Annotated in this window: 17 protein-coding genes and 4 pseudogenes; 10 read left to right on the forward strand and 11 right to left on the reverse strand. The window is 63.9% G+C overall.

The genetic code is table 11. The annotated features are described in order from the left end of the window. Positions 1-174: 174 nt before the first annotated feature. The 5 genes and pseudogenes from ACTGJ9_RS32450 to ACTGJ9_RS32470 form a co-directional block, all read right to left on the reverse strand. Positions 175-1,461 (reverse strand): DUF445 domain-containing protein, encoded by a 1,287-nt coding sequence (locus ACTGJ9_RS32450; RefSeq protein WP_456674367.1) that lies wholly within the window; start codon positions 1,459-1,461, stop codon positions 175-177. Between the two features lie 112 nt (positions 1,462-1,573). Next, entirely contained in the window at positions 1,574-2,029 is a 456-nt protein-coding gene (locus tag ACTGJ9_RS32455; RefSeq protein WP_456674368.1) for a phasin, read from the reverse strand. 209 nt (positions 2,030-2,238) lie between these two features. Further along, positions 2,239-2,831: pseudogene (locus ACTGJ9_RS32460) on the reverse strand (GNAT family N-acetyltransferase). Further along, entirely contained in the window at positions 2,828-3,910 is a 1,083-nt protein-coding gene (locus tag ACTGJ9_RS32465; RefSeq protein WP_456674369.1) for a PHA/PHB synthase family protein, read from the reverse strand. The pseudogene ACTGJ9_RS32460 and the gene ACTGJ9_RS32465 overlap by 4 nt, the downstream one beginning before the upstream one ends. After that, positions 3,907-4,287 (reverse strand): hypothetical protein, encoded by a 381-nt coding sequence (locus tag ACTGJ9_RS32470; protein ID WP_456678698.1) that lies wholly within the window; start codon positions 4,285-4,287, stop codon positions 3,907-3,909. Before ACTGJ9_RS32470 ends, ACTGJ9_RS32465 begins: the two co-directional genes overlap by 4 nt. 163 nt (positions 4,288-4,450) lie before the next feature. On the opposite strand from ACTGJ9_RS32470, the gene ACTGJ9_RS32475 reads away from it, so the two are divergent. After that, entirely contained in the window at positions 4,451-5,365 is a 915-nt protein-coding gene (locus ACTGJ9_RS32475; RefSeq protein WP_456674370.1) for an alpha/beta fold hydrolase, read from the forward strand. Then, the gene (locus tag ACTGJ9_RS32480; protein WP_456674371.1) at positions 5,340-5,573 is read left to right on the forward strand and encodes a nuclear transport factor 2 family protein; all 234 of its coding nucleotides are present in this window, start codon (positions 5,340-5,342) and stop codon (positions 5,571-5,573) included. The genes ACTGJ9_RS32475 and ACTGJ9_RS32480 overlap by 26 nt, the downstream gene beginning before the upstream one ends. On the opposite strand, the pseudogene ACTGJ9_RS32485 reads toward ACTGJ9_RS32480, so the two are convergent. The 6 genes and pseudogenes from ACTGJ9_RS32485 to ACTGJ9_RS32510 all read right to left on the reverse strand — a co-directional run. Further along, positions 5,570-6,243 (reverse strand): annotated as a pseudogene (locus ACTGJ9_RS32485) (spermidine synthase). The gene ACTGJ9_RS32480 and the pseudogene ACTGJ9_RS32485 sit on opposite strands and share 4 nt — an antisense overlap. 30 nt (positions 6,244-6,273) lie before the next feature. Next, positions 6,274-9,510 carry a bifunctional cytochrome P450/NADPH--P450 reductase gene (locus ACTGJ9_RS32490; protein WP_456674372.1) on the reverse strand — a complete coding sequence of 1,079 codons (3,237 nt, stop codon included), beginning with the start codon at positions 9,508-9,510 and terminating at the stop codon, positions 6,274-6,276. 31 nt (positions 9,511-9,541) lie between these two features. Beyond that, a complete protein-coding gene (locus tag ACTGJ9_RS32495; protein WP_456674373.1) occupies positions 9,542-10,537 on the reverse strand; it encodes an alpha/beta fold hydrolase in 996 nt (331 codons plus the stop codon). Between the two features lie 10 nt (positions 10,538-10,547). Then, on the reverse strand, positions 10,548-12,098 hold the full coding sequence (locus ACTGJ9_RS32500; RefSeq protein WP_456674374.1) for a wax ester/triacylglycerol synthase family O-acyltransferase: 1,551 nt from the start codon (positions 12,096-12,098) through the stop codon (positions 10,548-10,550). 47 nt (positions 12,099-12,145) lie between these two features. After that, positions 12,146-12,421 (reverse strand): annotated as a pseudogene (locus ACTGJ9_RS32505) (alpha/beta hydrolase); the annotation flags it as partial. A 52-nt stretch (positions 12,422-12,473) separates the two neighbouring features. Then, positions 12,474-12,704: pseudogene (locus ACTGJ9_RS32510) on the reverse strand (DUF6489 family protein); the annotation flags it as partial. A gap of 374 nt (positions 12,705-13,078) precedes the next feature. Between ACTGJ9_RS32510 and ACTGJ9_RS32515 the strand changes: the two are divergent. The 8 genes from ACTGJ9_RS32515 to ACTGJ9_RS32550 all read left to right on the forward strand — a co-directional run bounded on the left by ACTGJ9_RS32515 (position 13,079) and on the right by ACTGJ9_RS32550 (position 22,305). Beyond that, positions 13,079-14,680: an ABC transporter substrate-binding protein gene (locus tag ACTGJ9_RS32515; RefSeq protein ID WP_456674375.1), complete on the forward strand. Its 1,602-nt coding sequence runs from the start codon at positions 13,079-13,081 to the stop codon at positions 14,678-14,680. Between the two features lie 101 nt (positions 14,681-14,781). Beyond that, positions 14,782-15,762, forward strand: a complete 981-nt coding sequence (locus ACTGJ9_RS32520) for an ABC transporter permease (RefSeq protein ID WP_456674376.1) — start codon at positions 14,782-14,784, stop codon at positions 15,760-15,762. Between the two features lies 1 nt (position 15,763). Further along, positions 15,764-16,726 carry an ABC transporter permease gene (locus tag ACTGJ9_RS32525; RefSeq protein ID WP_456674377.1) on the forward strand — a complete coding sequence of 321 codons (963 nt, stop codon included), beginning with the start codon at positions 15,764-15,766 and terminating at the stop codon, positions 16,724-16,726. A gap of 13 nt (positions 16,727-16,739) precedes the next feature. Further along, entirely contained in the window at positions 16,740-17,726 is a 987-nt protein-coding gene (locus tag ACTGJ9_RS32530; protein ID WP_456674378.1) for an ABC transporter ATP-binding protein, read from the forward strand. Then, the gene (locus ACTGJ9_RS32535; RefSeq protein ID WP_456674379.1) at positions 17,723-18,712 is read left to right on the forward strand and encodes an ABC transporter ATP-binding protein; all 990 of its coding nucleotides are present in this window, start codon (positions 17,723-17,725) and stop codon (positions 18,710-18,712) included. Before ACTGJ9_RS32530 ends, ACTGJ9_RS32535 begins: the two co-directional genes overlap by 4 nt. Positions 18,713-18,793: 81 nt before the next feature. After that, entirely contained in the window at positions 18,794-20,599 is a 1,806-nt protein-coding gene (locus ACTGJ9_RS32540; RefSeq protein WP_456674380.1) for a gamma-glutamyltransferase family protein, read from the forward strand. 9 nt (positions 20,600-20,608) lie between these two features. Continuing rightward, positions 20,609-21,319 (forward strand): DUF1028 domain-containing protein, encoded by a 711-nt coding sequence (locus ACTGJ9_RS32545; RefSeq protein WP_456674381.1) that lies wholly within the window; start codon positions 20,609-20,611, stop codon positions 21,317-21,319. Then, positions 21,316-22,305, forward strand: a complete 990-nt coding sequence (locus tag ACTGJ9_RS32550) for an ABC transporter ATP-binding protein (RefSeq protein ID WP_456674382.1) — start codon at positions 21,316-21,318, stop codon at positions 22,303-22,305. The genes ACTGJ9_RS32545 and ACTGJ9_RS32550 overlap by 4 nt, the downstream gene beginning before the upstream one ends. Positions 22,306-22,376 lie beyond the last annotated feature (71 nt).

Here is a 22,376-nt window from a genome sequence, read left to right on the forward strand (position 1 = left end):
CCGGGAGGCGCCGGCTGCGAGACCGGCAATGGGCATGAATTCCAATACGCCGGCTTCTCAAATGTTCCGCAGCGCAACATGAATCAGCTAGGCGGCCGTTCCCGACATTCAAGCCGGTGCAGCACTGCGCCACAATAGGCTTGTACGTTAATGCTAATCGGCGTGACGCAAAAGTCACAACAATCGGAGCAGGAATTCTACGGAGAAGAGCGCGAGACCGGCGAGTCCGCCGATCAGCGAGCCGTTGAAGCGAATGTATTGCAGGTCGCGCCCGATATTGATTTCGATCAGCGAAATCAGCTGCGCCATGTCCCACGCCTTGACCTGGTCGGAGATGAAGGTCGAGACGCCGCTCTTCTGATCGGCGACGAAGCTGCGAAGCACCGTCACCAGACCTTTGTTGATCTCGCCTCGCAACTCGGCATCGCCGGCGAGCGCATCGCCCGCCGAAACGAACATTCCGGCGAGATGATGCTGAAGCACCTGCGTTTCGCCGGACGCACTGCGCTCGATGAAGGAGCGCGTGTTGGCCCAGACGGTGCGGGCGAGATCGGCAAGCTCGGGCCGCGCCAACAGATCGCGCTTCAACCCGTCGATACGGTCGATATAGGCCGGATCGGTGCCGAGCCGGTCGACGAAGCTCAGCACCATGCGGTCGAACTCGCCTCGGAACGGATGCTTGGGATCGCTGCGCACCTCGTTGAAGAAGGCGGTCGCCGACGACACGATCTTGTTCACCAGAAACTTGTCGGCGCGATAGAGCCTGAGCAGGGTCGGCAACTCCGCGCGCACCTTCTCGCGGATCATCGCCATCGTCTCTTTCTGGTTCAACGTCTCGTGCATCACACGCAGGAGATCGTCGAACAGGATCTGGTGCCGTCCCTCCGCCACGAAGCCGCGCAGCGTGCCGGCGGCGAGCGGTGCAAGATCAATCGCCTGGAGCTGCGAGGACATGCGGCGCATGACGAAGGTCATCAGGCCCGAGCTTTCCGTGGCCGAAACCGCCTCCGGCAGCAAACGCAGCGCGAAGCGCGCAAGGTCATCGCTGCGCTTGCGGTCGCGCAGCCAGTCGGCGACGAAGGAGCCGAAATCGATTTCATTCAGCTTGGCCTCGACGGGACCTGCCGAGAGGAAGTGCACCTGGATGAATTCGCCGAGCTTGTCGGCGATGCGGGCCTGGTTGCTCTGGATGATCGCAGTGTGGGGAATCGGCAGTCCGAGCGGCCGCTTGAACAGCGCGACCACGGCATACCAATCGGCGAGCCCGCCGATAGTGGCGGCCTCTGCAAAGGCGGCGATGAAGCCGAACACGGGGTGCACGGGCAACAGCCACTTCGCGATGACAAAGAGCGCGAGCGTCGCCGCCAGCACCAGCGTCGCCAGCGCCTTGACGCGGCGCAGTTCGGACGCGCGTTCGGCGTCGCCGGGAGTGTCGAAGGAAAAGGTGGCGGGTGGAGTCATCACTGCATCACCCTACCCGTGATCGCGAGCGAAGCGAAGCAATGACGGCAGCGCAAAAAACAAAGGCCCGCCGAAGCGGGCCTCAAATTCAGTTTCTCGTCTCAGGCGCGTATCAGGCGGTCTTGGTGTAGACCTTGGCAAAGTTGTCCTGAGCGGACTTCGCACCGTTGGCGGCGAGCTTGCCGAGATAGTCGGTGGTCGCCTTGGCGCGCGAGACGAAGGCTTCGCCGCGAGCGCGGAGCAGGCTCGACTGGATCTCGACGGCTTCGCTGAACGATTTGGCGGACGCGAGCTTGTCGATCCCCGAGAAGAACGCCTCGGCGTCCTCGTAGATCGCCTGCTGGATGTTGCGGCTGATCTTGCCGGCCTCGGCAACGGACTCGGTCACCGCGTTCTCGACGGCGGCGGTCACGCGCTCGGAGCCAGCGAAGGCCTCGGCAGCACGGTCCTTGGCGGTGTTGGCGGTCTTCTTGACGAACTCGCGGGCGGCCTCGGGAACTTCCAGGTTCTGGATGTTCTTGAACGCGTCCTTGAAGCCTTCGAAAGCGGTGTTGGTTTCCATGGTCATTGGGGTCTCTCCATCCTCATTGCTTGAGCTATGGGCTCACCCCGTCCGGTTGGGGCCCGGGGCACGGCTTATATGGCACAGTTGATTGTGCGATGCAACATCATATTGCATTGCAGTATCACGAACCCGTGAATAGCCTAATGGGAGGCGATTTGGTGCCTCTCTAGCCAGATGGGTTCCCGGAGGGCTGCTGGGGCTGCTCGTGGCGCCTAGTGCTGGACAGCACCTGGCACGCCGTAGGCCTCCATCTGGGCTTGGACCTGCGCGATGTTGTGCCCGAGCACCACAATGTCGTGGGTCCTGCCGGCGACGTCCCGGACATGGTCCCGCAGCAGAGCCTCGGCCTTGAAGCCCAGGCTCTCGAACAGCGCGATCGCCGCCTGCTGGTCGACCGTCATCTGGACCGAGAGCTTTTCCAGCCCCGCCCCTAGCGCGAGCGTAAAGGTCTCCTGCGACAGGGCCTTTCCCACCCCTTCCCGCGCACATCGGGCGAAACCACCATGCGGATCTCGCCGACATGGGGCGACCAGGAATGCGGATCGCGCACCAGCGTGCCGCAACCCACGACCTTGCCGTCCCTCACCGCGAGAAGGCTCTGAATCGCACCACGCTCGATCTCCTTGACCCAGGCGGACAGCACCTTCGGTTCGCTGATGTTGCGCGGCAGAAACAGCAAGTCATGCGTCGGCAAGTCCTTGCCGAAAGCGAGCACAGCGGCTTCGTCCGCAGGCGACATCAGGCGGATCTCGATATCGCCCGCGTCCGTCTTGACGTGACGCGGATAGGCACGCTGCTCACTCATGTCGATCTCTTTCCCAGCCAGGAATCCAGCTTCGGCCAAAGCCGCTTCACCGCATTGGCACCGGCGACGAGAGAGACGTGACCACCCTTCAGCATCACCTCTTCCTTGTCGTCAGATCCGATCTTGGCGATCAGATGTTTTGCGGCCTCATACGGCACGATGTGATCGTGCTCGGCAACCGCGTGCAGGATCGGCACCTTGATGTTCTCGAGCTTCGCTGTGCGGCCGCCGACCGACATCGTGTCGTTGAACAGCTTGTTGTCCCACATCAGGTCCTTGGTGATGGTGCGGAAATATTCGCCCGCCAGCGGCAGCGTGTCCGTCGCCCAGCGGTCGAACATCCGGTACGACTTCACGAACTCGTCGTTCCAGATGTTTTCCCAGAGCTGGATCTGGCTCACAGTCCGCGAGGCCGGCCGCAGCATCTCGAACGACGAAAGGATCATCTCAGGCGGCACGTTGCCGACACTGTCGACGAGACGGTCGACGTCAAAATAGCGGCGATCGGAGAAATTCGAGAACAGCTTCATCTCGCGGAAATCGATCGGCGTGGTGAAGCAGATCAAATTTTTCATCGGCCCGTCCGGAAAGATCGCGCCGTACAGCAGCGACAGCACGCCGCCGAAGCAATAGCCAATGACGGAGACCTCCTGCTCGCCGGAATCCGCCTGCACCCGACGCACGCAATCGGGGATGAAATCGAGGACATAGTCCTCCATTCTCAGGCGCTTCTCCTCCGGCCGCGGCGCGCTCCAGTCGAGCATGTAGACATCGTAGCCGCGCCTGAGCAGGAACTCGATAAAGCTCTGGCCCGGCACGAGATCGAGGATGTAGCCGCGATTGGTCGTCGCCATGACGACAAGCACCGGCACGCGGTAGATCTCGTCCGACATCGGCCGGTAGTGATAGAGGCTCATCGTACCGCGCGAATGCAGCACGTCCTTCGGCGTCGATCCGAGCGTGGGGCCGGAGGTCGAGAAATATTCGACGCCCTTGATGCTGCGCTGGATCGCGCGCTGCACTTCGGACTGGATGCGCTCCGGGATTGCTGCGAAATCAAGTCCCGTCGGCGCGTTCATTTTTGCTCTCCGCCTTCAGAGGGCGGACGTTTGGTGCGTGGCGGCCGCGGCGCGACGCCGATCTGCGCATCGCCCGAATTGGCCGACATCTGGCTCAGCATCGACCTGATCTCGCCAAGCTGGCCTTCGATCGCTTGCAGCCGTTCGGCGATGCCGGTCATCTGCTCACGGCTCGGCAGATTCATTGAGAGCAGGTACTTCTCCATGAGATCACCGAACTGCTTCTGAGCACCCGCAGCAGCGCCGCCCGCGCGATTCATGGCTTGCGAGAATTCAGGCGTCTCCATTGCCTTGGTGGCGAATGAATTGAACCCCTTCTCCATGTCCCCGACCATCTTCTGCCACAAGGCGACTGGATCGGTGATCTTGTCGGTCATCAGCGTCCTCCCAATGTGGAGGGCTTGTGCCCTTCTTTTCCCGCCATACCACACCGTTGCGGCGGGCCGGTCAACCGGCAAGCGGCGGGTGCCGCGCACACGGCTTCTTTGCCGCGGCAAACCGTGCGATACAGCATCGATCAAACGCCAAGGGAAAACGCCTGTGAACGCCCATGAGCCGCCCCAGACCCTCCACGCCAACGGCATCGACATCTGCTACGAGATTTTCGGCAACGAGACTGCCGAGCCGCTGCTGCTGATCATGGGGCTCGGGGCGCAGATGATCCATTGGGATGATGCATTCTGCGAGCAGCTCGCCGCGCGCGGCTTTCGCGTGATCCGGTTCGACAACCGCGACATCGGCAAGTCGAGCCATCTCGCCGGCGGCAAGCGGCTGACGCCGCTCGAACTGCTCAAGCTTCGCTTCCTCCGGATTCCCGTGGCCGCAACCTACAAGCTGATCGACATGGCCAAAGACACGGTCGGCCTGATGGACGCGCTCGGCATCAAGTCGGCGCATCTGGTCGGGGCGTCCATGGGCGGCATGATCGCGCAGGAGGTGACGCTGTCGTTTCCGCAACGCGTGCGCTCACTGACCTCCATCATGTCGACGACAGGCAATCCGCGCGTGCCGCCGCCGACGCGGGAGGCCGCTGCCATGCTGATGGCGCCGCCGCCGCGCAGCAAGGAAGAGTTCATCACCCGCTTCGGCCAGACCTGGAAGGTGTTGCGCGCCGGTTCCTTTCCGGAGGACGAAGCGCTCGACCCTGGCCGCGCCGAACGCGTCTTCGCCCGCGGGCTCAATCCGGCCGGCGTCGGCCGGCAGCTCCGCGCCGTGCTTGCCTCCGGCAGCCGCAAGGAGCGGCTGCATGGCGTCAAGACGCCGACGCTCGTAATTCACGGCACGATCGATCCGCTGGTCCGTCCCGAGGGCGGCAAGGACACGGCAGCGTCAATTCCGGGTGCAAAGCTGCTGATGATCGAGGGCATGGGACACGCGCTTCCGATGAAGTTCTGGCCGGAGATCATCGACGCCATCGACAAGCACGCCCATGGCGCAGCAGCGCAGGCGGCGTAGACCGACGCCCTCGGTCCACAGCGAGACCGAGCGCTTGTTCGTGCGCGGCGACACGTCATTCTCCACGTTCACGCGGTTTCGCGAACCCGGTACCAAAGGCAACGCGATCGTGGACATCTTCAAGCTGGAGGACGGCAAGATCGTCGAGCATTGGGACGTGGTGCAGCCGATCCCGGACAATCCGGCTAACAACAACATGATATTCTAGCTCTTCTTCGCGATCCAGATCACGTGGCGCGCGCCGCCGCCCCGGCCGGTGGCGCGCACATTCACCTCATTGACGTCGAAACCGGCGCTGCCGAGACGCTTGGTGAATGCGGCATTGGGTCCCGACGACCAGACAGCGAGCACGCCGCCCGGCCGCAACGCCGTCTTCGCCGCCTTCAGCCCGCTTGCGCCGTAGAGCGCGTCGTTGCCCTTTCTTGTCAGCCCCTCCGGCCCGTTGTCGACATCAAGAAGAATGGCGTCGAAAGCCGAGCTCTTCGCCCGGATGATCTCGCCGACGTCAGTCTCGCGTATGCTCACCCTGGCATCATCGAGACTGTCGCCGAAGACTTCTGACATCGGGCCTCGCGCCCAGGCGACGACCGCAGGCACCAGTTCGGAGACCACGATCTTCGCCTTAGCTCCGAGCACGGCGAGCGCCGCGCGCAGCGTAAACCCCATGCCGAGGCCACCGATGAGGACGACGGGCTTTGCGACCATCTCGATTCGCTTCGCTGCGAGCGTCGCGAGTGCGGCTTCGAGCCCGACAGGCGGTTGTTCATCAGCTCGTTGGTGCCGAGCTTGATCGAAAACTCCTTGCCGCGCCGCATTAGGCGGAGTTCCTCGTCGGAGCCGGGGATTTTGGCGGTGTCGATTTTTTCCCAGGGAATCATGCGAGAGCTTTAGCACGATCGGACGGACAATCACCCTCGCGCCCAGACGTCCAGCACATAGCGGTTCTTCGCGCCCATTTCCTCGATCCAGCGCGCGCCCATGGCCGCATCGCTGCCGCTCTTCTCGCGATGGATCGCGACCAGCGCCGCCTTCACGTCGGGCTCCATCTTGCTGCCATCGCCGCAGACATAGATGATCGCGCCCTGCTCGATCAGGGGCCAGACCCTGCCCTTCTGCGCGGCAAGCATGTGCTGGACATATGTCTTCGGTCCGTCCGCGCGCGAGAACGCGGTGAACAATTCGGCGATGCCGTTGGCCGCCAGCATCTTCAGTTCATCCGCATAGAGAAAATCCTGGTCGGGATGGCGGCAGCCGAAGAACAGCATCGCCGGCCCAAGCGTGGCACCTTTCGCCTTGCGCGCGGCGCGCTCCTGGAGGAAGCCGCGGAACGGAGCCAATCCCGTACCCGGACCGATCATGATGATCGGCACGGATGGATCATCCGGGAGCCGGAAGCCGGCCTTGGTTTCGCGCACCGTGGCGTAGACCGTATCGCCTGGACGCCGGTTGGCGAGATAGTTCGAGCATATGCCTTTGTAGGTGCCGCGGCCGGAGGCGGCCGGCCCTTCGACCACTCCGGCCGTGACGCTACAGCGCGTTGGATCGACCGACGGCGAGGACGAGATCGAGTAATAGCGCGGCGCCAGCAGCGAGAGCATTTCCAGGTAGACGTGGAACGGCAGTTCGCAGGCGGGATGTTCGAGCAACAGGTCGAACACGGATTTGCGCCTGGACAAAATGTCGGTGCCGTAACGTTCGAGCGGCTCGGCCTCCTCGCCGACCAGGGCCAGCAATTTCGGCCTGGTGACGGGGCAACGGGTGTGCTCAGCCATGACCTGGATCTGCTTCCGCGTCGCCACCTGCTGCAACTCGACGAACTCGCTGAGCAGGCGGCCGACCGACACGGCATCGCCGACCGGCAACTGCGCGCGACGACCCTCGGCGACCTGAAGCCTGATCTGGTCAGCCGGCAGGAAACCGAACCGGCGGGCCACCGAATCCACCAGCGTTGGATCGTTGCGTGGAAGCACGCTCAGATGGTCGCCGACCCGGTAGATGACATTGGACGGAAGCTGCACCTCGATGTGACGTGTCGAGCGCTCCGACGGATTGGCACCGGAGTTGTTCTGCAATTCGTCATTAACCAGCACCTTCATCGCCACCGCGCCGCCCTGGGCCACGATGGTGTTGACGGCGGTCACTGCCACCGGCTCGATCGCGTAGAGCGGATCGTCCTCCGCGGTGCGGGTGAAATTCCAGTCGATGCCGAATTCCCTGGTTGCAACCTGGGCAGCGGCCGGGAACCACTTCTGGAACTGGCCGTCGAGATCGCTGCGCGCATCGCCCTCGCCGCGCGGATAGATTGCGCGTGCGCCATGCTTCGACAATTGTTCGTCGATGAAGCGCGGCACCGATTGATAGGTCGCCGCCCAGTCGCTGTTGCCGCAACCGAACACGGCGTAGCGCACATTGGCGAAGGCGTCTTTTCGCAGGTCGTCGCCGAGCCATTTGACGAACTGTGTCGCATTGTCAGGCGGCGCGCCATTGTAGGAGGCGCAGATAATCAGCACGCCGCCCTCCTGCGGCAGCCTGCCGACGTGGTCATCGAGCGGCCCGAGCTTCACCGCAAAGCCGTTGATCTCGGCGAGATCGGCCATGCGCGTCGCGAGCTCCTCGGCCGTGCCGAGGTTGGAGCCGTAGAGCACCAGCATCGGCGTGTTGTGGCCGGGACGCGTGGCCGGCTGACGCGGCGCCCTCGGCGCCGACACCGCCGCCGCGGCAGGCCCGCCATAAGCACCGCGCTCACGATCGGCGCGTGGGTGCACCATGATCTTGAAGCCTTCCGGCTTCATCGTCAGCGTTTCCTTCAGGTGCATCTGATAACGCTGATGGTCGATCAGCCTGAAGCGCTGGAGGATCATGCCGAGCGCGAGCGCGGCCTCGTGCATGGCGAAGCCGCGGCCGATGCAGGCGCGCTGGCCGTTGCCGAACGGCTTCCAGGCATTGACCGGCCGCTTGGCCTCCGCCTCGCGGCTGAAATTCTCGGGGTCGAAGGCATCCGGGGTGGGCCCCCAGACGCTGGGGTCGCGATGCAGCGCCGTCACCAGGATCGTGGTGAATGTACCCTTCCTGAGCTTGTATTTGCCGCCGCCGATGGTCTCGTCGTTCAGAGGCGAGATGCCGTAGGCCGGCGCCGGCGGCCACAGCCGCAACGCCTCTTTCAGGATCTGCGTGATGTAGGTGAGCTGCGTGACCTGTTGATAGGTCGGTTTGGCATCGACGTCGGAGCCGAAGACGCGGTCGACCTCGTCATAGGCCCTCTTGAGAATGTCCGGATGCTTCAGCAGCGCATAAAGCGTGCAGGACAGCAGGCCACTGGTGGTCTCGTGCCCCGCGATCAAAAACGTGTTGATCTGGTAGCGGATGTTGACGTCGTCGAGCTGCTCGCCGGTCGAGCGATCGACGCCGGTCATCATCGCGGCCAGCATGTCCTTCTTGTCGTCAAGGCCCGCTGCGCTCTTGCGGCGCTCGGCGATAATTTCGTCGACCATCTTGTTCATGAAATCGACGTCTTCGCTCAACGTCTTCCGCCGCTTCTGCATCCAGAGCTGCTCGAACGGCAGCCCGCGCGTCATCATGATGGTTTCGAGCGAACGCACCAGCGACTCGACGAAAGGATGATAGTCGCGCCGGTAAAATGAATTGAACCGGTACTCGAAACCGCACAGGCCGATCGTGTCGAGCGTCAGCGCCGTCATGTCGTGGACGACGTCGATTTCGTCGTCGGCGTTCAGGCGCTCCCATTTGTGGACGAGCTGCGCGGCGATATCGACCATGCTCGGGTGATAGGACTGCATGGCGCGGCTGCCGAACGGCTGCAGCAAGATGTTGTGCGCCTTGCTCCAGTTCGGCTCCTTGGTATCCGCCGTGAACAGGCCGTCGCCGCCGACTGCGCGCACGCGCCGCAGCGCGCCGCGCACGGCCTTGTCGAAGCGTTTCTCGTCGGAGAGCTCGTTGACGAGATCGTGTCCGGAGACGACGACGATCGGCGATCCCATCATGTCGAGCCAGAAGATCGGGCCGAGCTCCTTGGCAAGCCGCGTCAGGTTCTGCACGGGTGCTGCCGAATCCAGCGACAGCATGTTGCCGACCACCGGCTTGGTCGGCGGCTGGGGAATCGGGTCCAGACGGTTCTTCGATGACATTGCTACGCTTCCCCCTGCTCGCAATGACGAGCTAGCCAAACCGCCTTCTACGCCATTCGATCAGCTTGGCGCTGACCTCTTCCGGCTTCTCCTGCTGCGTCCAATGTCCGCTATCGCGGACAAGATATTTTTCCAGATCGGGAATCAGCTTGTCCATGCCGTCGGCGGAAGATGGCGGCAACACCGCATCGTTCTCGGCCATGATCATCAGCGATGGCACGCGCACCGTATGATCGAGCCCTTCGGCACGCATCCAGTTGCGCGACATGTTGCGGTACCAGTTGATGCCGCCGGTGAAGCCCGTTCTGGTGAAATTGTCGACGAACACCTTTTTCTCTTCCGGCGACAGAATCGGCGCGCGCGGATCGTGCTTCGCGTCGTACGCCGCAATCATCTGCGGAAACGCCAGATTGACCCGCGGCGAAGCGCCCACGCCGGCAATCACTTCCTCCGCCGGCGCATCGGGCGGCCGCGACGCCGGCTTGCGCATGAACGCATCGAAAGTTTGCTCCACCCGGCTGCCAAATATCCTGTCGGGCTCGCGCCCCGGCTCCTGGAACTGCACGATGTACATCTTGTCGCCGAAGCGAGCGCGCAGCAGCTCGATCGGATCGGCCCAGGCACGATTGGTATGGGGCGTATTGATGCCGACAACGCCGGCAACCCGGTCGATGTACCGCAGCGGCATCTGCCAGACGATGAAGCCGCCCCAGTCGTGGCCGACGAAAATCGCCTTGTCGATCTCCAGATGATCGAGCAGTCCGACGAGGTCGCCGGTCAGGTGCTCGATGTCGTAGTCCTCGACCGGCTCCGGCCGCTCGGTCGCGCCATAGCCGCGCTGGTCCGGCGCGATCACGCGGATGCCGGCCTCGCTCAGTGCCTTGATCTGGTGACGCCATGAGAAGGCAAGCTCCGGCCAGCCATGGCACAGCACCATCGGCGGCATGTCGGAGACCGGACCAGCCTCGTAATACCCCATGCGGATTCCGTTCGTCTGCACGAACTTGAGCGGCGGCATTTCGATCATGGCAATATTCCTACTCTGCGGCGCGCTTGACGTCCGCCGCCGGCGGCGCGAAGGCCGCCTCCAGCGCGGCAAACTCCTCAGGCAGCATGTCGCACATCACCTGCACGTGCGGAATGATGTTGGCGCCGACGATGAAGCCGAAATCGAGCTGGTCGCGGTAGCTCTGCACGGTGATGTTCAGCGCCTGCCCATGTGTCGAGATCGATACCGGAAAGATGTGCAGCAGTTCGGCACCTGCGGCATAGAGCGTCTGCCGCGGGCCCGGCACGTTGGAGACGGTAATGTTCACCGCCGGCGGCAACACGTCCGACAGGTCGGAGCGGCTGTAGAGCAGCGCCATGATCTGGACGATGATTGGAGCGCCCAGCATCGAGATGTTGGAGACCTGCGGCATCAAGGCCCGCAACGGGTGCGACATCTCCTTGGATTTGGTCGACTGCGCGATGATGGCTTCCAACCGCGCCTTGGGATCCTCGATGTTGGTTGCGATCGAGCAGATCATGCCGAACACCTGGTTGTTGGCCTCGGTGTTGCCCTCCTCGCGCAGCGAGATCGGCACGGCGGCGGTCAGCGATTTCGCCGGCAGCGTGCCGTATTGCAGGAGGTAGCGCCGGACCACGCCGGAGGCGAGCGCCAGCACCACGTCGTTGAGCTTGCCGCCGGCCTGCTTGGCCAGCGCCTTGGATCGCGACAACGAGATCGACACGCCGGCAAAGCTGCGCTCGGAGGAGATCGACTTGTTGAGCATGGTCGGCGGCGACACCATGCTGGCGAGGCTCTCGCGCGACTTCGGATCGGAAATCTTGCCGAGCACGTCGGAAACACTCTTGACCATGGTCGGGATGTTACCGGCAAAGCGTACCGCGCTCTCGATCTGGTACATCGCATTGTCGAACAGGATCGAGCCGATGTCGCTCTTGCCGGTGCGCGGCAATTGGAGGTTCTTCGCGGCCGCCGAGGCATCGAGCGGCTGACTGAAGAGCTGCTGATAGGAATCGAGCAGGTTCGCCGCGATATCGCGCGGCTCCTGTCCGGGCTTCGATCCGCCCGTCGGCGGCTCGACCTTTCGCGGGATCGGCGAGATGTCGTAGATCATGTTGGTCAGGGCCGCACCGGCACCGCCGTCGATGGCGGCGTGGTGCATCTTGGAATAGAGCCCGACCTCGTTGTCCTTCATGCCTTCGAACACGTAGAACTCCCAGAGCGGGCGAGCACGGTTCAGGAGCTTGGCATGCATCCAGCCGACGATGCGCTCGAGCGTGGCGCGATCGCGCGGCGCTGGCAGGCTGGCACGGAAGATGTGACGGTCGATGTCGAATTGGTCGTCCTCGACCCAGGTCGGATGATCGATGTCGAGCGGTGCCTTCTCCAGGCGCGCTTTCAGGATCGGCGCGATGTGCAACCGCGAGACGATCATCGCCTTGAAATCTTCGAAGAAGTCGCCTTTGTAATCGTCAGGCAGACGAAAGATCGCCATGCTGCCGACATGCATTGGCATTTCCGGCGTTTCCAGATAGAGAAACGACGCGTCCAGCGATGACAGCTTCTTACCGTCAGCCATGGTTCCCTCCGCTCAGATTCGACGGGCGCCTTTGCTGGCGCTTCTCGTCAGGCCGATACTGCCCGCTGCGGCGGGGCATATGCAATGGCAAACGGACCAGCCCGGTCAAATGGCCAGAACTCCCCTCCGGTTGCGCCAGGCGATCCGCCACGACCTACAACGCAGCCGGATTTCCCCGAGCCGATATGGCTTGCGAAATGCACCTCGACATTCTCGGCCCGGCGGGTGGCGACTAGCCCGCAAGTCCGCCGATTCACGACACCGTCTTTGCGCGAATGGCGCGAATAGATCGACTTCGCCGGCCCTGGAAGATCGCCGGCGAGGCTGGCGCCCCGTCGCGCGGTCGGCACTATTTCTTCTTGTCGCCGCTGCGCGGCTGCCGAGACCGGCCATGGTGACGAACATGTCCTGAAACCGTTCGGCGATCTTGGGATCGAAGGTGAACCAGCTCTGGATCAGCGATTCCGGCGAGACCTTGTCGATGTTGCTCAGCACCTGCTGCTGCAGCTTGTCCATCACTGCCGTCTGCATCGGCGACACGTCAGGCAACCCGAAAAACTGCCGGGCTTCGAGGGGGGTACAGTCGATTTCGATGTTAACTTTCATATCCCCTCCGGATGAGATTCGAGCGGCGTCACACAGTATCGCCGCGACATGGCGTGCGACGCAAGCGACCTGAGACGTCGGGGTCGGACACCGGCTTCCGTAATCGGCGGATATGGTCAATCAAATAGTGGGCGCGAATGAGCGCCGGCAGGCCGTTTCCGCCTCATTCTCCGGACCCGGTGGTCCATAAGTCCAATGTCGTCGACGCGCCTCTCGCCCCTAAATTGTTGGTCAGCATTGCTGCACAGCGGTGCAACTTGGCGCGTTCCTTGCTGGAATGGCGCTTGCACGGGTCGAGAACTCTGGGCAACATGGATCGATCAAGCCCGCCGAACAATCAAAAATACGGCGCGGGCGAGTGGAGAGGGTCAAGAATGTCAGTCGGACGAAGTCTGTTTGCGGCGACGCTCGCCGGTGTGCTTGCGTTGGCGGTCGCGCCGGCGTCGAGCCAGACGCTGCGCTACGCCAACCAGGGTGAGCTGAAGTCGCTCGACCCCTACACGCTGAATGAGTCGACCACCAGTGCGCATCTCGGCCACGTCTATGAGGGCCTGGTCGCCCGCGGCAAGGACCTGAAGATCGTCCCGGCGCTGGCCGAAAGCTGGGAGACCCCGGAGCCGACACGCTGGCGCTTTCATCTGCGCAAGGGCGTGAAATTCCACAACGGCGACCCCTTCACCGCGGACGACGTGGTGTTCTCGGCCGAGCGCGTGCGGGCGAAGGGCTCGAATTTCCAGAGCCGCGTTCCCGCCGACGCCAAGGCGGTCAAGATCGACGATTACACCGTCGATTTCGTCCTGACTTCGCCCAATCCAATCCTGACGGCGCTGTGGGCGACCTGGTACATCATGGACAAGAAATGGGCAGAGGCGAACGATGCGGTGGCACCGACGCCCGCAGCCGCGACGACCCCGAGCTATGCCTCGCTTCATGAAAACGGCACCGGCCCTTTCACGATCGAGAGCCATCAGCCGGGCGTGAAGACCGTCTTCAAGGCAAATCCGAACTGGTGGCGCAAGCCGGAGCATAATCTGAAGGAGATCATCTTCACGCCGATCGCAAACCCGGCCACGCGTGTCGCGGCGCTGCTCTCGGGCGAGGTCGACGTGATCGAACCGGTTCCGGTCCAGGACATCGAGCGCGTCAAAGCCAGCCCCAACGCCACCGTGCTGACAGGACCCGAACTCCGCACCATCTTCGTCGGCATGGATCAGCAGCGCGATGAGCTGTTGTACTCCAACGTCAAGGGCAAGAACCCGTTCAAGGACGTACGCGTCCGCGAAGCCGTGTACCGGGCGATCGATGTCGACCTGATCAAGAATCGCGTCATGCGCGGGCTCTCAACGCCGTCCGCATTGATGGTCGCACCGGAGATCTTTACGCTCTCGAAGGACTTCACCCGGCCGAAGTTCGATCCCGACGCCGCCAAGAAGCTCCTGGCGGACGCCGGCTATGCCGACGGTTTCGAAGTGACGATGGACTGCCCGAACGATCGCTACGTCAATGACGCCGCGATCTGTCAGGCCGTCGTCGGCATGCTCGCCCGTATCGGCATCAAGGTGGAGCTGCTGGCGCAACCCAAGGCGCTGTATTTCGCCAAGGTGCTGAAGCCCGGCGGCTACAAGACTTCACTGTTCATGCTGGGCTGGACTCCGGATACGCTCGACGCCCACAACGTGCTGCACGACATCATGGGCTGCCGGGACGACCCCAAGGATCCGAACCGTGGCGAGGCCAATCTCGCCGGCTACTGCAACAAGCAGTTCGACGAACTCGCCGACAAGATCCTCGTGGAGCCCGACGTAGGCAAGCGCGATCTCCTGATCAAGCAGGCCTTCGAGGTCTCGATGAAGGACTGGGCCTACGTCCCGCTTCACCAGCAGGCGCTCGCCTGGGGCGTGTCGAAGAAAGTGAAGCTGACCCAGCGCGCGGACAACATGGTCATGCTCTACTGGGCGACCAAGCAGGACGAGTAGGTGTCGACAAGTCGTGAAGTCCCGGAAGCCCTGGCTTCCGGGACTTGCTGTTTCGGGCTAACGCAATGATGCGTGCTGCTGAAGAGATGTGAAAGGAACAGATGCTCGCTTTCACACTGCGCCGGGCCATCCAGGCCCTCGGTGTCATGATCGCCGTCGGGATCATCTCGTTCTCGATGTTCCGCTTTGCCGGCGATCCCGTGAACCAGATGGTCGGGATGGACACGTCGGGCGCCGAACGCGCCGCGATCCGCAAATCCCTCGGTCTCGACGATCCCGTGATCATGCAGTTCGGTCGGTACGTCGGCAACGCTGCGCAGTTCAAGTTCGGCGTATCTTACCAGTTCCGCTTGCCGGTCACCAATCTGCTGATGGAGCGGATGCCCGCGACGCTGGAGCTCGCGATCTGCGCCACCATCTTTGCGATGATCAGCGGCATCCTGATGGGGGTCTATTCGGCGCTTCGCCGTGACAGCTGGCTCGCGCATATATTCCAGGCCGTCTCGCTGATCGGCATCTCGCTGCCGACCTTCCTGATCGGCATTCTCATGATCTACCTGTTTTCGGTGACACTTGGGTGGCTGCCCTCCTTCGGGCGGGGCGATGTCGTGCATATCGGCTGGTGGACGACGGGCCTCCTGACGCTATCAGGCTTGAAAGCACTGATCATGCCTTCGATCACCCTCGGTCTGTTCCAGATGACGCTGATCATGCGGCTCGTCCGCGCGGAGATGCTCGAGGTTCTGCGGACCGACTACATCCGCTTCGCCCGCGCCCGTGGGCTCACCACGCGGGCCATCCATTTCGGCCATGCGCTGCGCAACACGCTGGTTCCTGTGATCACCGTGGCGGGCCTGCAATTTGGCTCGGTCATTGCCTTCGCAATCATCACCGAGACGGTGTTCCAGTGGCCGGGCATGGGGCTCCTGTTCGTGCAGGCCGTTCAGAACGTCGATATCCCGATCATGGCAGCCTATCTGATGATGGTGTCCCTGATCTTCGTCACCATCAATCTCGTGGTTGATATCCTCTACACCATCGTCGATCCGCGGCTGCGCTCGACGGTCAGCCGGGCGCACTGACATGAGCGAGGCCGTCGTTCCACACAGCACCGAGAAGCGCGCTGCCGCCGCACCGGGCTGGTTCAAGCGCGCGCTCGACAGCGACCTGTTCTTTTCGTTCCGGCGCTCCAAGATCACCATGATCGCGGCCGCGGTGACCCTGCTGTTTTTCATGCTCGCGATCTTTGCCTCAGTGCTGTCGGTGCAGAATCCGTTCGACCCGGCGCAGCTCCAGCTGATGAATTCGCGCATCTCGCCGCTCTGGACCGCCGACGGCCAGAGCCCGTTCCTGCTCGGCACCGACGAGCAGGGCCGCGACGTGCTGTCCGCGATCCTCTACGGCCTGCGCATCTCGCTACTCGTCGGCGTACTCGGCGTGGTATTATCCGGCGCGCTCGGCATCATGCTCGGGCTGACGGCCGGCTATTTCGGCGGCGCCGTCGACGGGCTGATCATGCGCATCGCCGACGTGCAGCTTTCCTTTCCGGCCATCCTGATCGCGCTCCTGATCAACGGCATCGCCAAATCGGTCTTTGGCAACAAGCTCGATGAGATGAGCATGTTGGCGGTCCTGGTCTTCGCGATCGGGCTGAGTTTTTGGGTGCAGTACGCGCGCACGGTGCGCGGCTCGGTGCTGGTCGAGAAGAACAAGGATTATGTCGCAGCCGCGCAATTGATCGGCCTGCCTGCTCCCGTGATCATGCTGCGCCACGTGCTGCCGAACACCACGGGGCCGATTCTCGTGATCGCCACCATTAACCTTGCGCTCGCCATCATCACCGAGGCGACACTGTCGTTCCTCGGCTCGGGCATGCCCGAGACCATGCCGTCGCTCGGCACGTTGATCCGCATCGGCAACGGCTATCTGTTCGCAGGCGAATGGTGGATCGTCGCATTCCCCGGAATCGCACTCGCGGCCCTGATCCTGTCGATCAACCTGCTCGGCGACTGGCTGCGCGACGCGCTCAACCCGAAACTCCGATGAGTATGCAGCGTTCATGACCGAACCCGTTCTCTCCATCCGCAATCTTCAGGTCGAGTTCGCCTCCCGCCGCGGCACGCTGCGCGCGATCGACGGCGTCTCCTTCGACATCGCCAAGGGCGAAGTGCTCGGCGTGGTCGGCGAATCCGGCGCCGGAAAATCCGTCACCGGGCTATCGGTGATCGGCCTGATCGATCCGCCCGGCCGCATCGCCGGTGGCGAGATCCATCTCGCGGGCCTGCGGATCGACAATCTGCCGCCGGAGGACATGCGCCGTATCAGGGGAAAGCGCATCGGCATGATCTTCCAGGATCCGCTCACGTCCCTCAATCCGCTGTACAAGGTCGGCGACCAGATCGTCGAGACGATCCGGACCCACCTCAATCTTTCTGAACGGGCTGCCCGCCGCCGTGCGATCGACCTCCTCGCCGAGGTCGGCATTCCGGCGCCGGAAAAGCGCATCGATGGCTACCCCCATGAATTCTCCGGCGGCATGCGCCAGCGCGTGGTGATTGCGCTGGCGATCTGCGCCGAGCCGGAGCTGATCATCGCGGACGAGCCGACCACCGCCCTCGATGTCTCGGTGCAGGCGCAGATCATCTCCCTGATCAAGCGGCTCGGCCGCGATCACGGCACCGCCGTGATGCTGGTGACCCATGACATGGGCGTGATCGCCGAGACCTCCGACCGCGTCGCGGTGATGTATGCCGGCCGCGTCGCCGAGATCGGCCCGGTGCAGGACGTGGTCAGGAACCCGCTGCACCCATACGCCAGGGGCCTGATGGGCGCGATCCCGACGCTTGCCGGCGACGACAAGCGTCTGGTGCAGATTCCGGGCTCCATGCCGCGCCTGTCGGCGATCCCGCGCGGCTGCTCGTTCAACCCGCGGTGCGCGTCCGCCTTCGATCGCTGCCTCGTCGACCGGCCGGAGCCGCTTTCGCGTGGCACGCAATCGGTTGCCTGCCATCTCTATGACAGCGTGCCGGCGGAGACCGCGGCATGAGCGCGCCCTTCGTCCAAGCCACAAATCTCCGCCGCGTGTTCGACGTATCAAAGCCCTGGCTCAACCGCTTGCTGGAAGGCGGACATCTCGAATATCTCAAGGCTGTCGATCACGTCACCTTCGACATCAAGAAGGGCGAGACCTTTGCGCTGGTCGGTGAGTCCGGCTCAGGCAAAACCACGGTGGCGCGGATGGTGGTCGGCCTGTTGCCGCCGAGCTCCGGGAACGTCCTGATCGACGGCGTCTCGATGACCGATCCGCGGCAGGCGTCGGCGCGCCGAAGGCTGCGCCGCCGCATCCAGATGATTTTTCAGGATCCTTATGCGAGCCTGAACCCGCACTTCCGTGTCGATGCCATCATTGCCGAGCCGATCCGCGCCTTCGACCTGATCCAGGGCGAACGCGACATCCAGGCGCGCGTCGGCGAGTTGCTCAGCCTCGTCGGCCTGCACCCCGACGACCGTCTGAAATTCCCGCACGAGTTCTCCGGCGGGCAGCGCCAGCGTATCGCAATCGCGCGGGCGCTCGCATCCGACGCCGAATTCATCGTCTGCGACGAGCCGACCTCGGCGCTCGATGTCTCCGTGCAGGCGCAAATCCTGAACCTGATGCGCGACCTGCAGGACAAGTTCGGCCTGACCTATTTGTTCATCAGCCATAACCTCGCCGTGGTCCGCCACATGGCGAGCCGGGTCGGCGTGATGTATCTCGGCCGGATCGTCGAGATTGCGGAGGGGCGTGAGCTGTTTGCCCGTCCACGCATGCCTTACACCAAGATGCTGCTGGGCGCCGTGCCTGATCTCGCGATGTCCGGTCGCCAGCGCATTCCGGTGAAGGGCGAAATCCCGAACCCGATCAATCCGCCGCCCGGCTGTGCCTTCAATCCGCGCTGCCCGCTGGCGTTCGACCTCTGCCGCAAGCAAGCTCCGGAATTGATCGACGGTGTCGCCTGCCACGCGGTGAACACCGCGCCGGTCCCGGCGTGACGCGCGCGTGCCATGCGGCCTCCGCATTGGCCGCGCGGCATTGCCTGTGATCAATTGCGCCCGCCGCAAATGAGGTAGCCCATGGCCAGCAACGTCAATCCCGATCCCTTCACGACGCGCCCCGAGATCGAGGGCACGTTCGGTGTCGTCGCAACCACCCACTGGATCGCGACCGCCGTCGGTATGGCTATTCTGGAGAAGGGCGGCAATGCCTTCGACGCCGGTGTCGCGACCGCCTTCACGCTCCAGGTGGTCGAGCCGCATCTGAACGGCCCCGGCGGCGACGTGCCTGTTATCGTCCATGACGTGAATCGCGGCCGCACCGAGGTGATCTGCGGCCAGGGTCCGGCCCCGGCGCGCGCCACGATCGCGCATTACAGGAACGAGGGCCTCGACATGGTGCCCGGCACCGGCCTGCTCGCGGCCTGTGTTCCCGGCACCTTCGAATCCTGGATGATGCTGCTGCGCGACTACGGCACGATGCGCGTCCGCGACGTGCTGGAGCCCGCGATCGCCTATGCCCGCGACGGCTATCCGCTGGTCGAGCGCGCTTGCGCCACGATCCAAACGGTCGAGCAGTTGTTCCGCAAGCACTGGCCGACCTCGGCCGCTGTCTACCTGCCGAACGGCGAGGTTCCGAAACCTGGCACGCTCTTCACCAACAAGACGCTGGCGGCGACCTATGCACGTATCCTCAGCGAGGCCGAAAGCGGTGGCGGAGGCCGCGACGCCGAGATCGAGCGCGCAAGAAAGGCCTGGTCCCAGGGTTTTGTCGCGGAAGCCATCGACAAATTCTGCCGGACCCAAGAGGTGATGGACGTCAGCGGCTCGCCGCATCGCGGCGTGCTCTCCGCCGACGACATGGCACGCTGGCAGCCGACGATCGAGGCGCCCCTCACCTACGATTATGGCCGCTACACCGTGTGCAAGGCCGGCGTCTGGAGCCAGGGCCCGGTGACCCTGCAACAGCTCGCGCTCTTGAAGGGCTTTGCGCTCGACGGGCTCGATCCGACCGGATCGGAGTTCATCCATCTCCAGATCGAATGCGCCAAGCTGGCCTTCGCCGACCGCGAAAAGTTCTACGGCGATCCAAAGTTCAGCGAAATCCCGATCGCGACCCTGCTGTCGGACGCCTACAACGACGAACGCCGCAAGCTCATCAGTGACAAGGCGTCGCTCGACTTCCTACCCGGCACCGTTGAAGGCTTCGGGGGCGTGATCAAGCTGCGCCGCGCTGAAGGACAGCGCGAGGCGGTCGGCGCACTCGGCGCCGGCGAGCCGACGGTCGGCCGCTTCGGCGAAGTTCGCGGCGACACCGTGCATTTCGACATCATCGACAAGGCCGGCAATATGGTGTCCTCGACGCCATCGGGTGGCTGGCTGCAATCTTCACCGGTGATCCCGGAGATCGGGTTCTGCCTCGGCAGCCGCGCCCAGATGTTCTGGCTCGAGGAAGATCACCCGGCGGCGCTCGCTCCGGGCAAGCGGCCGCGCACGACGCTGTCGCCAACCATGGCGCTGCGCGACGGCGAGCCTTACCTCGCCTGGGGCTCGCCCGGCGGCGATCAGCAGGACCAATGGATCACGCAGTTTTTCCTGCGCCACGTCCATTGCAACCTCAACCTCCAGGAGGCGATCGACGCGCCGGCCTGGCACTCCGAGCATTTCCCGATCTCGTTCTGGCCGCGCACCGCGCGCCCCGGCGTGCTCGTGGTCGAAAACCGGGTACCGAAGGCAACGATCGAGAATCTGCGCGAGCGCGGGCATATCGTCGAGGTCGGCCCCGACTGGTCCGAGGGCCGCCTCACCGCGGCCTCGCGCGTCGGTGTGCGTCGCCGCGCCGCCGCCAATCCGCGCGGCATGCAGGGCTACGCCGCGGGACGCTGAAGGCAGCACATGACTTGGTCGATCATCGCGCGCGATCCTGCCACCGGCCAATTCGGCATCGCCGTCGCAACTCGCTTCTTCGCGGTCGGCGCACGCGTCCCCTACATTGCAGCCGGCCTCGGCGCCATCGCGACGCAAGCCTTCGTCAATCCCTATTACGGCATCGACGGCGTCAAGCTGTTGCGCCAGGGCCTGAACGCGCATGACGTGCTCGCCGCCCTGCTCACGACCGATGACGGCCGCGAGAGCCGCCAGATCCACATCATGGACGCGAGTGGTGCGATCGTCGCGCATACCGGGCGCGACTGCGTCGACTGGTGCGGACACATCGCCGGCAGCGGCTTCTCGATCGCGGGCAACGTGCTCGCAGGCGCCGACGTGCTCGCCGAGACGGCAAAGACCTACATCGTCAATGACAGCCTGCCCTTCCCGCGGCGACTGCTCGCGGCGATGCGCGCAGGCGAAGCCGCCGGCGGCGACAAGCGCGGCAAGCAGTCTGCGGCGCTGCTGATTCACAGTGAGGAGGAATGGCCGGCGCTGGACATTCGCGCCGACGACCATCCCGACCCGCTTGGCGAACTCGAGCGGCTCGAACGGGTCAGTCACGAGCTCTGGGTCCACTTCCGCGGCTCGATGCCGACCCGGCAGAACCCGGCCGGCGACACCGATCGCAGCGTCATCGACGCCAGCATCGCCGCGGCGCGCGCGAGACAAGCATGAGCGCAAGCCTCCTCATCGAGATCAAGGACCTGCGCATCCGCTTTCACGGCGACGACGGCCGCGTCACCCACGCGGTCGACAGCGTCGACCTCAGCGTCGCCAATGGCGCAACGCTCGGCCTCGTCGGCAAATCCGGCTGCGGCAAGAGCGTGACGTCGCTGGCGATCATGGGCCTGCTGCCGAAGCAGACGACGGAGATATCGGGCGCGATTCGCTTCGACGGCTTCGACCTGCTGAAGACCTCCGACCAGACGCTGCGCGACCTGCGCGGCAACCGGCTCGCGATGATTTTCCAGGAGCCGATGACCTCGCTCAACCCGAGCTTCACCATCGGCGACCAGATCATCGAAACCATCTTGCGCCACCGCGGCGGTTCGCGCCGCGGCGCACGGGATCGCGCGATCGAGCTGTTGCGCCACGTGCACATCCCTTCACCCGAGCGTCGGATCGACGAATATCCGCACAAGCTCTCCGGCGGCATGCGCCAGCGTGTCATGATCGCAATGGCGCTCGCCTGCGACCCACAGCTGTTGATCGCCGACGAGCCGACCACCGCACTTGATGTTACCCTGCAGGCCCAGATCCTGGAGCTGATGCGCGAGCTGAAGGCCGCGAGCGGTGCCGCGATCATTCTGATCACCCACGATCTCGGCGTCGTCGCCGAAGTCTGTGACGACGTCGCGGTGATGTATGCCGGCGAAATCGTCGAGCGCGCGCCGGTCGACGAATTATTCTCCGCGCCGCAGCACCCCTACACGGTCGGCCTGCTCGGCTCGATCCCGCGTCTGGACCATCGCGCCGAACAGCTTGCGACGATCGAGGGCATGGTGCCGAACATGGCACAGCCGCCCGAAGGCTGCCGTTTTGCGGCGCGCTGCCCGTTCGTGCTGAACGCCTGCACCAAGGCGCCGCCGCCGCTGGTGGAAATCAGTCCCGGCCACCTCTCGCGCTGCATCCGCGCGCCGCTCGAACGTCTGGTGTCGTGATGGCGCTGTCTTCTTACCTCTTGCCCCGCGCGCAGCGCAGCGCAAGCAAAGCGCAGTGCTGCACCGCTGAA

The organism is Bradyrhizobium sp. RDM12 (genome assembly GCF_051917485.1).
Classification (GTDB): domain Bacteria; phylum Pseudomonadota; class Alphaproteobacteria; order Rhizobiales; family Xanthobacteraceae; genus Bradyrhizobium.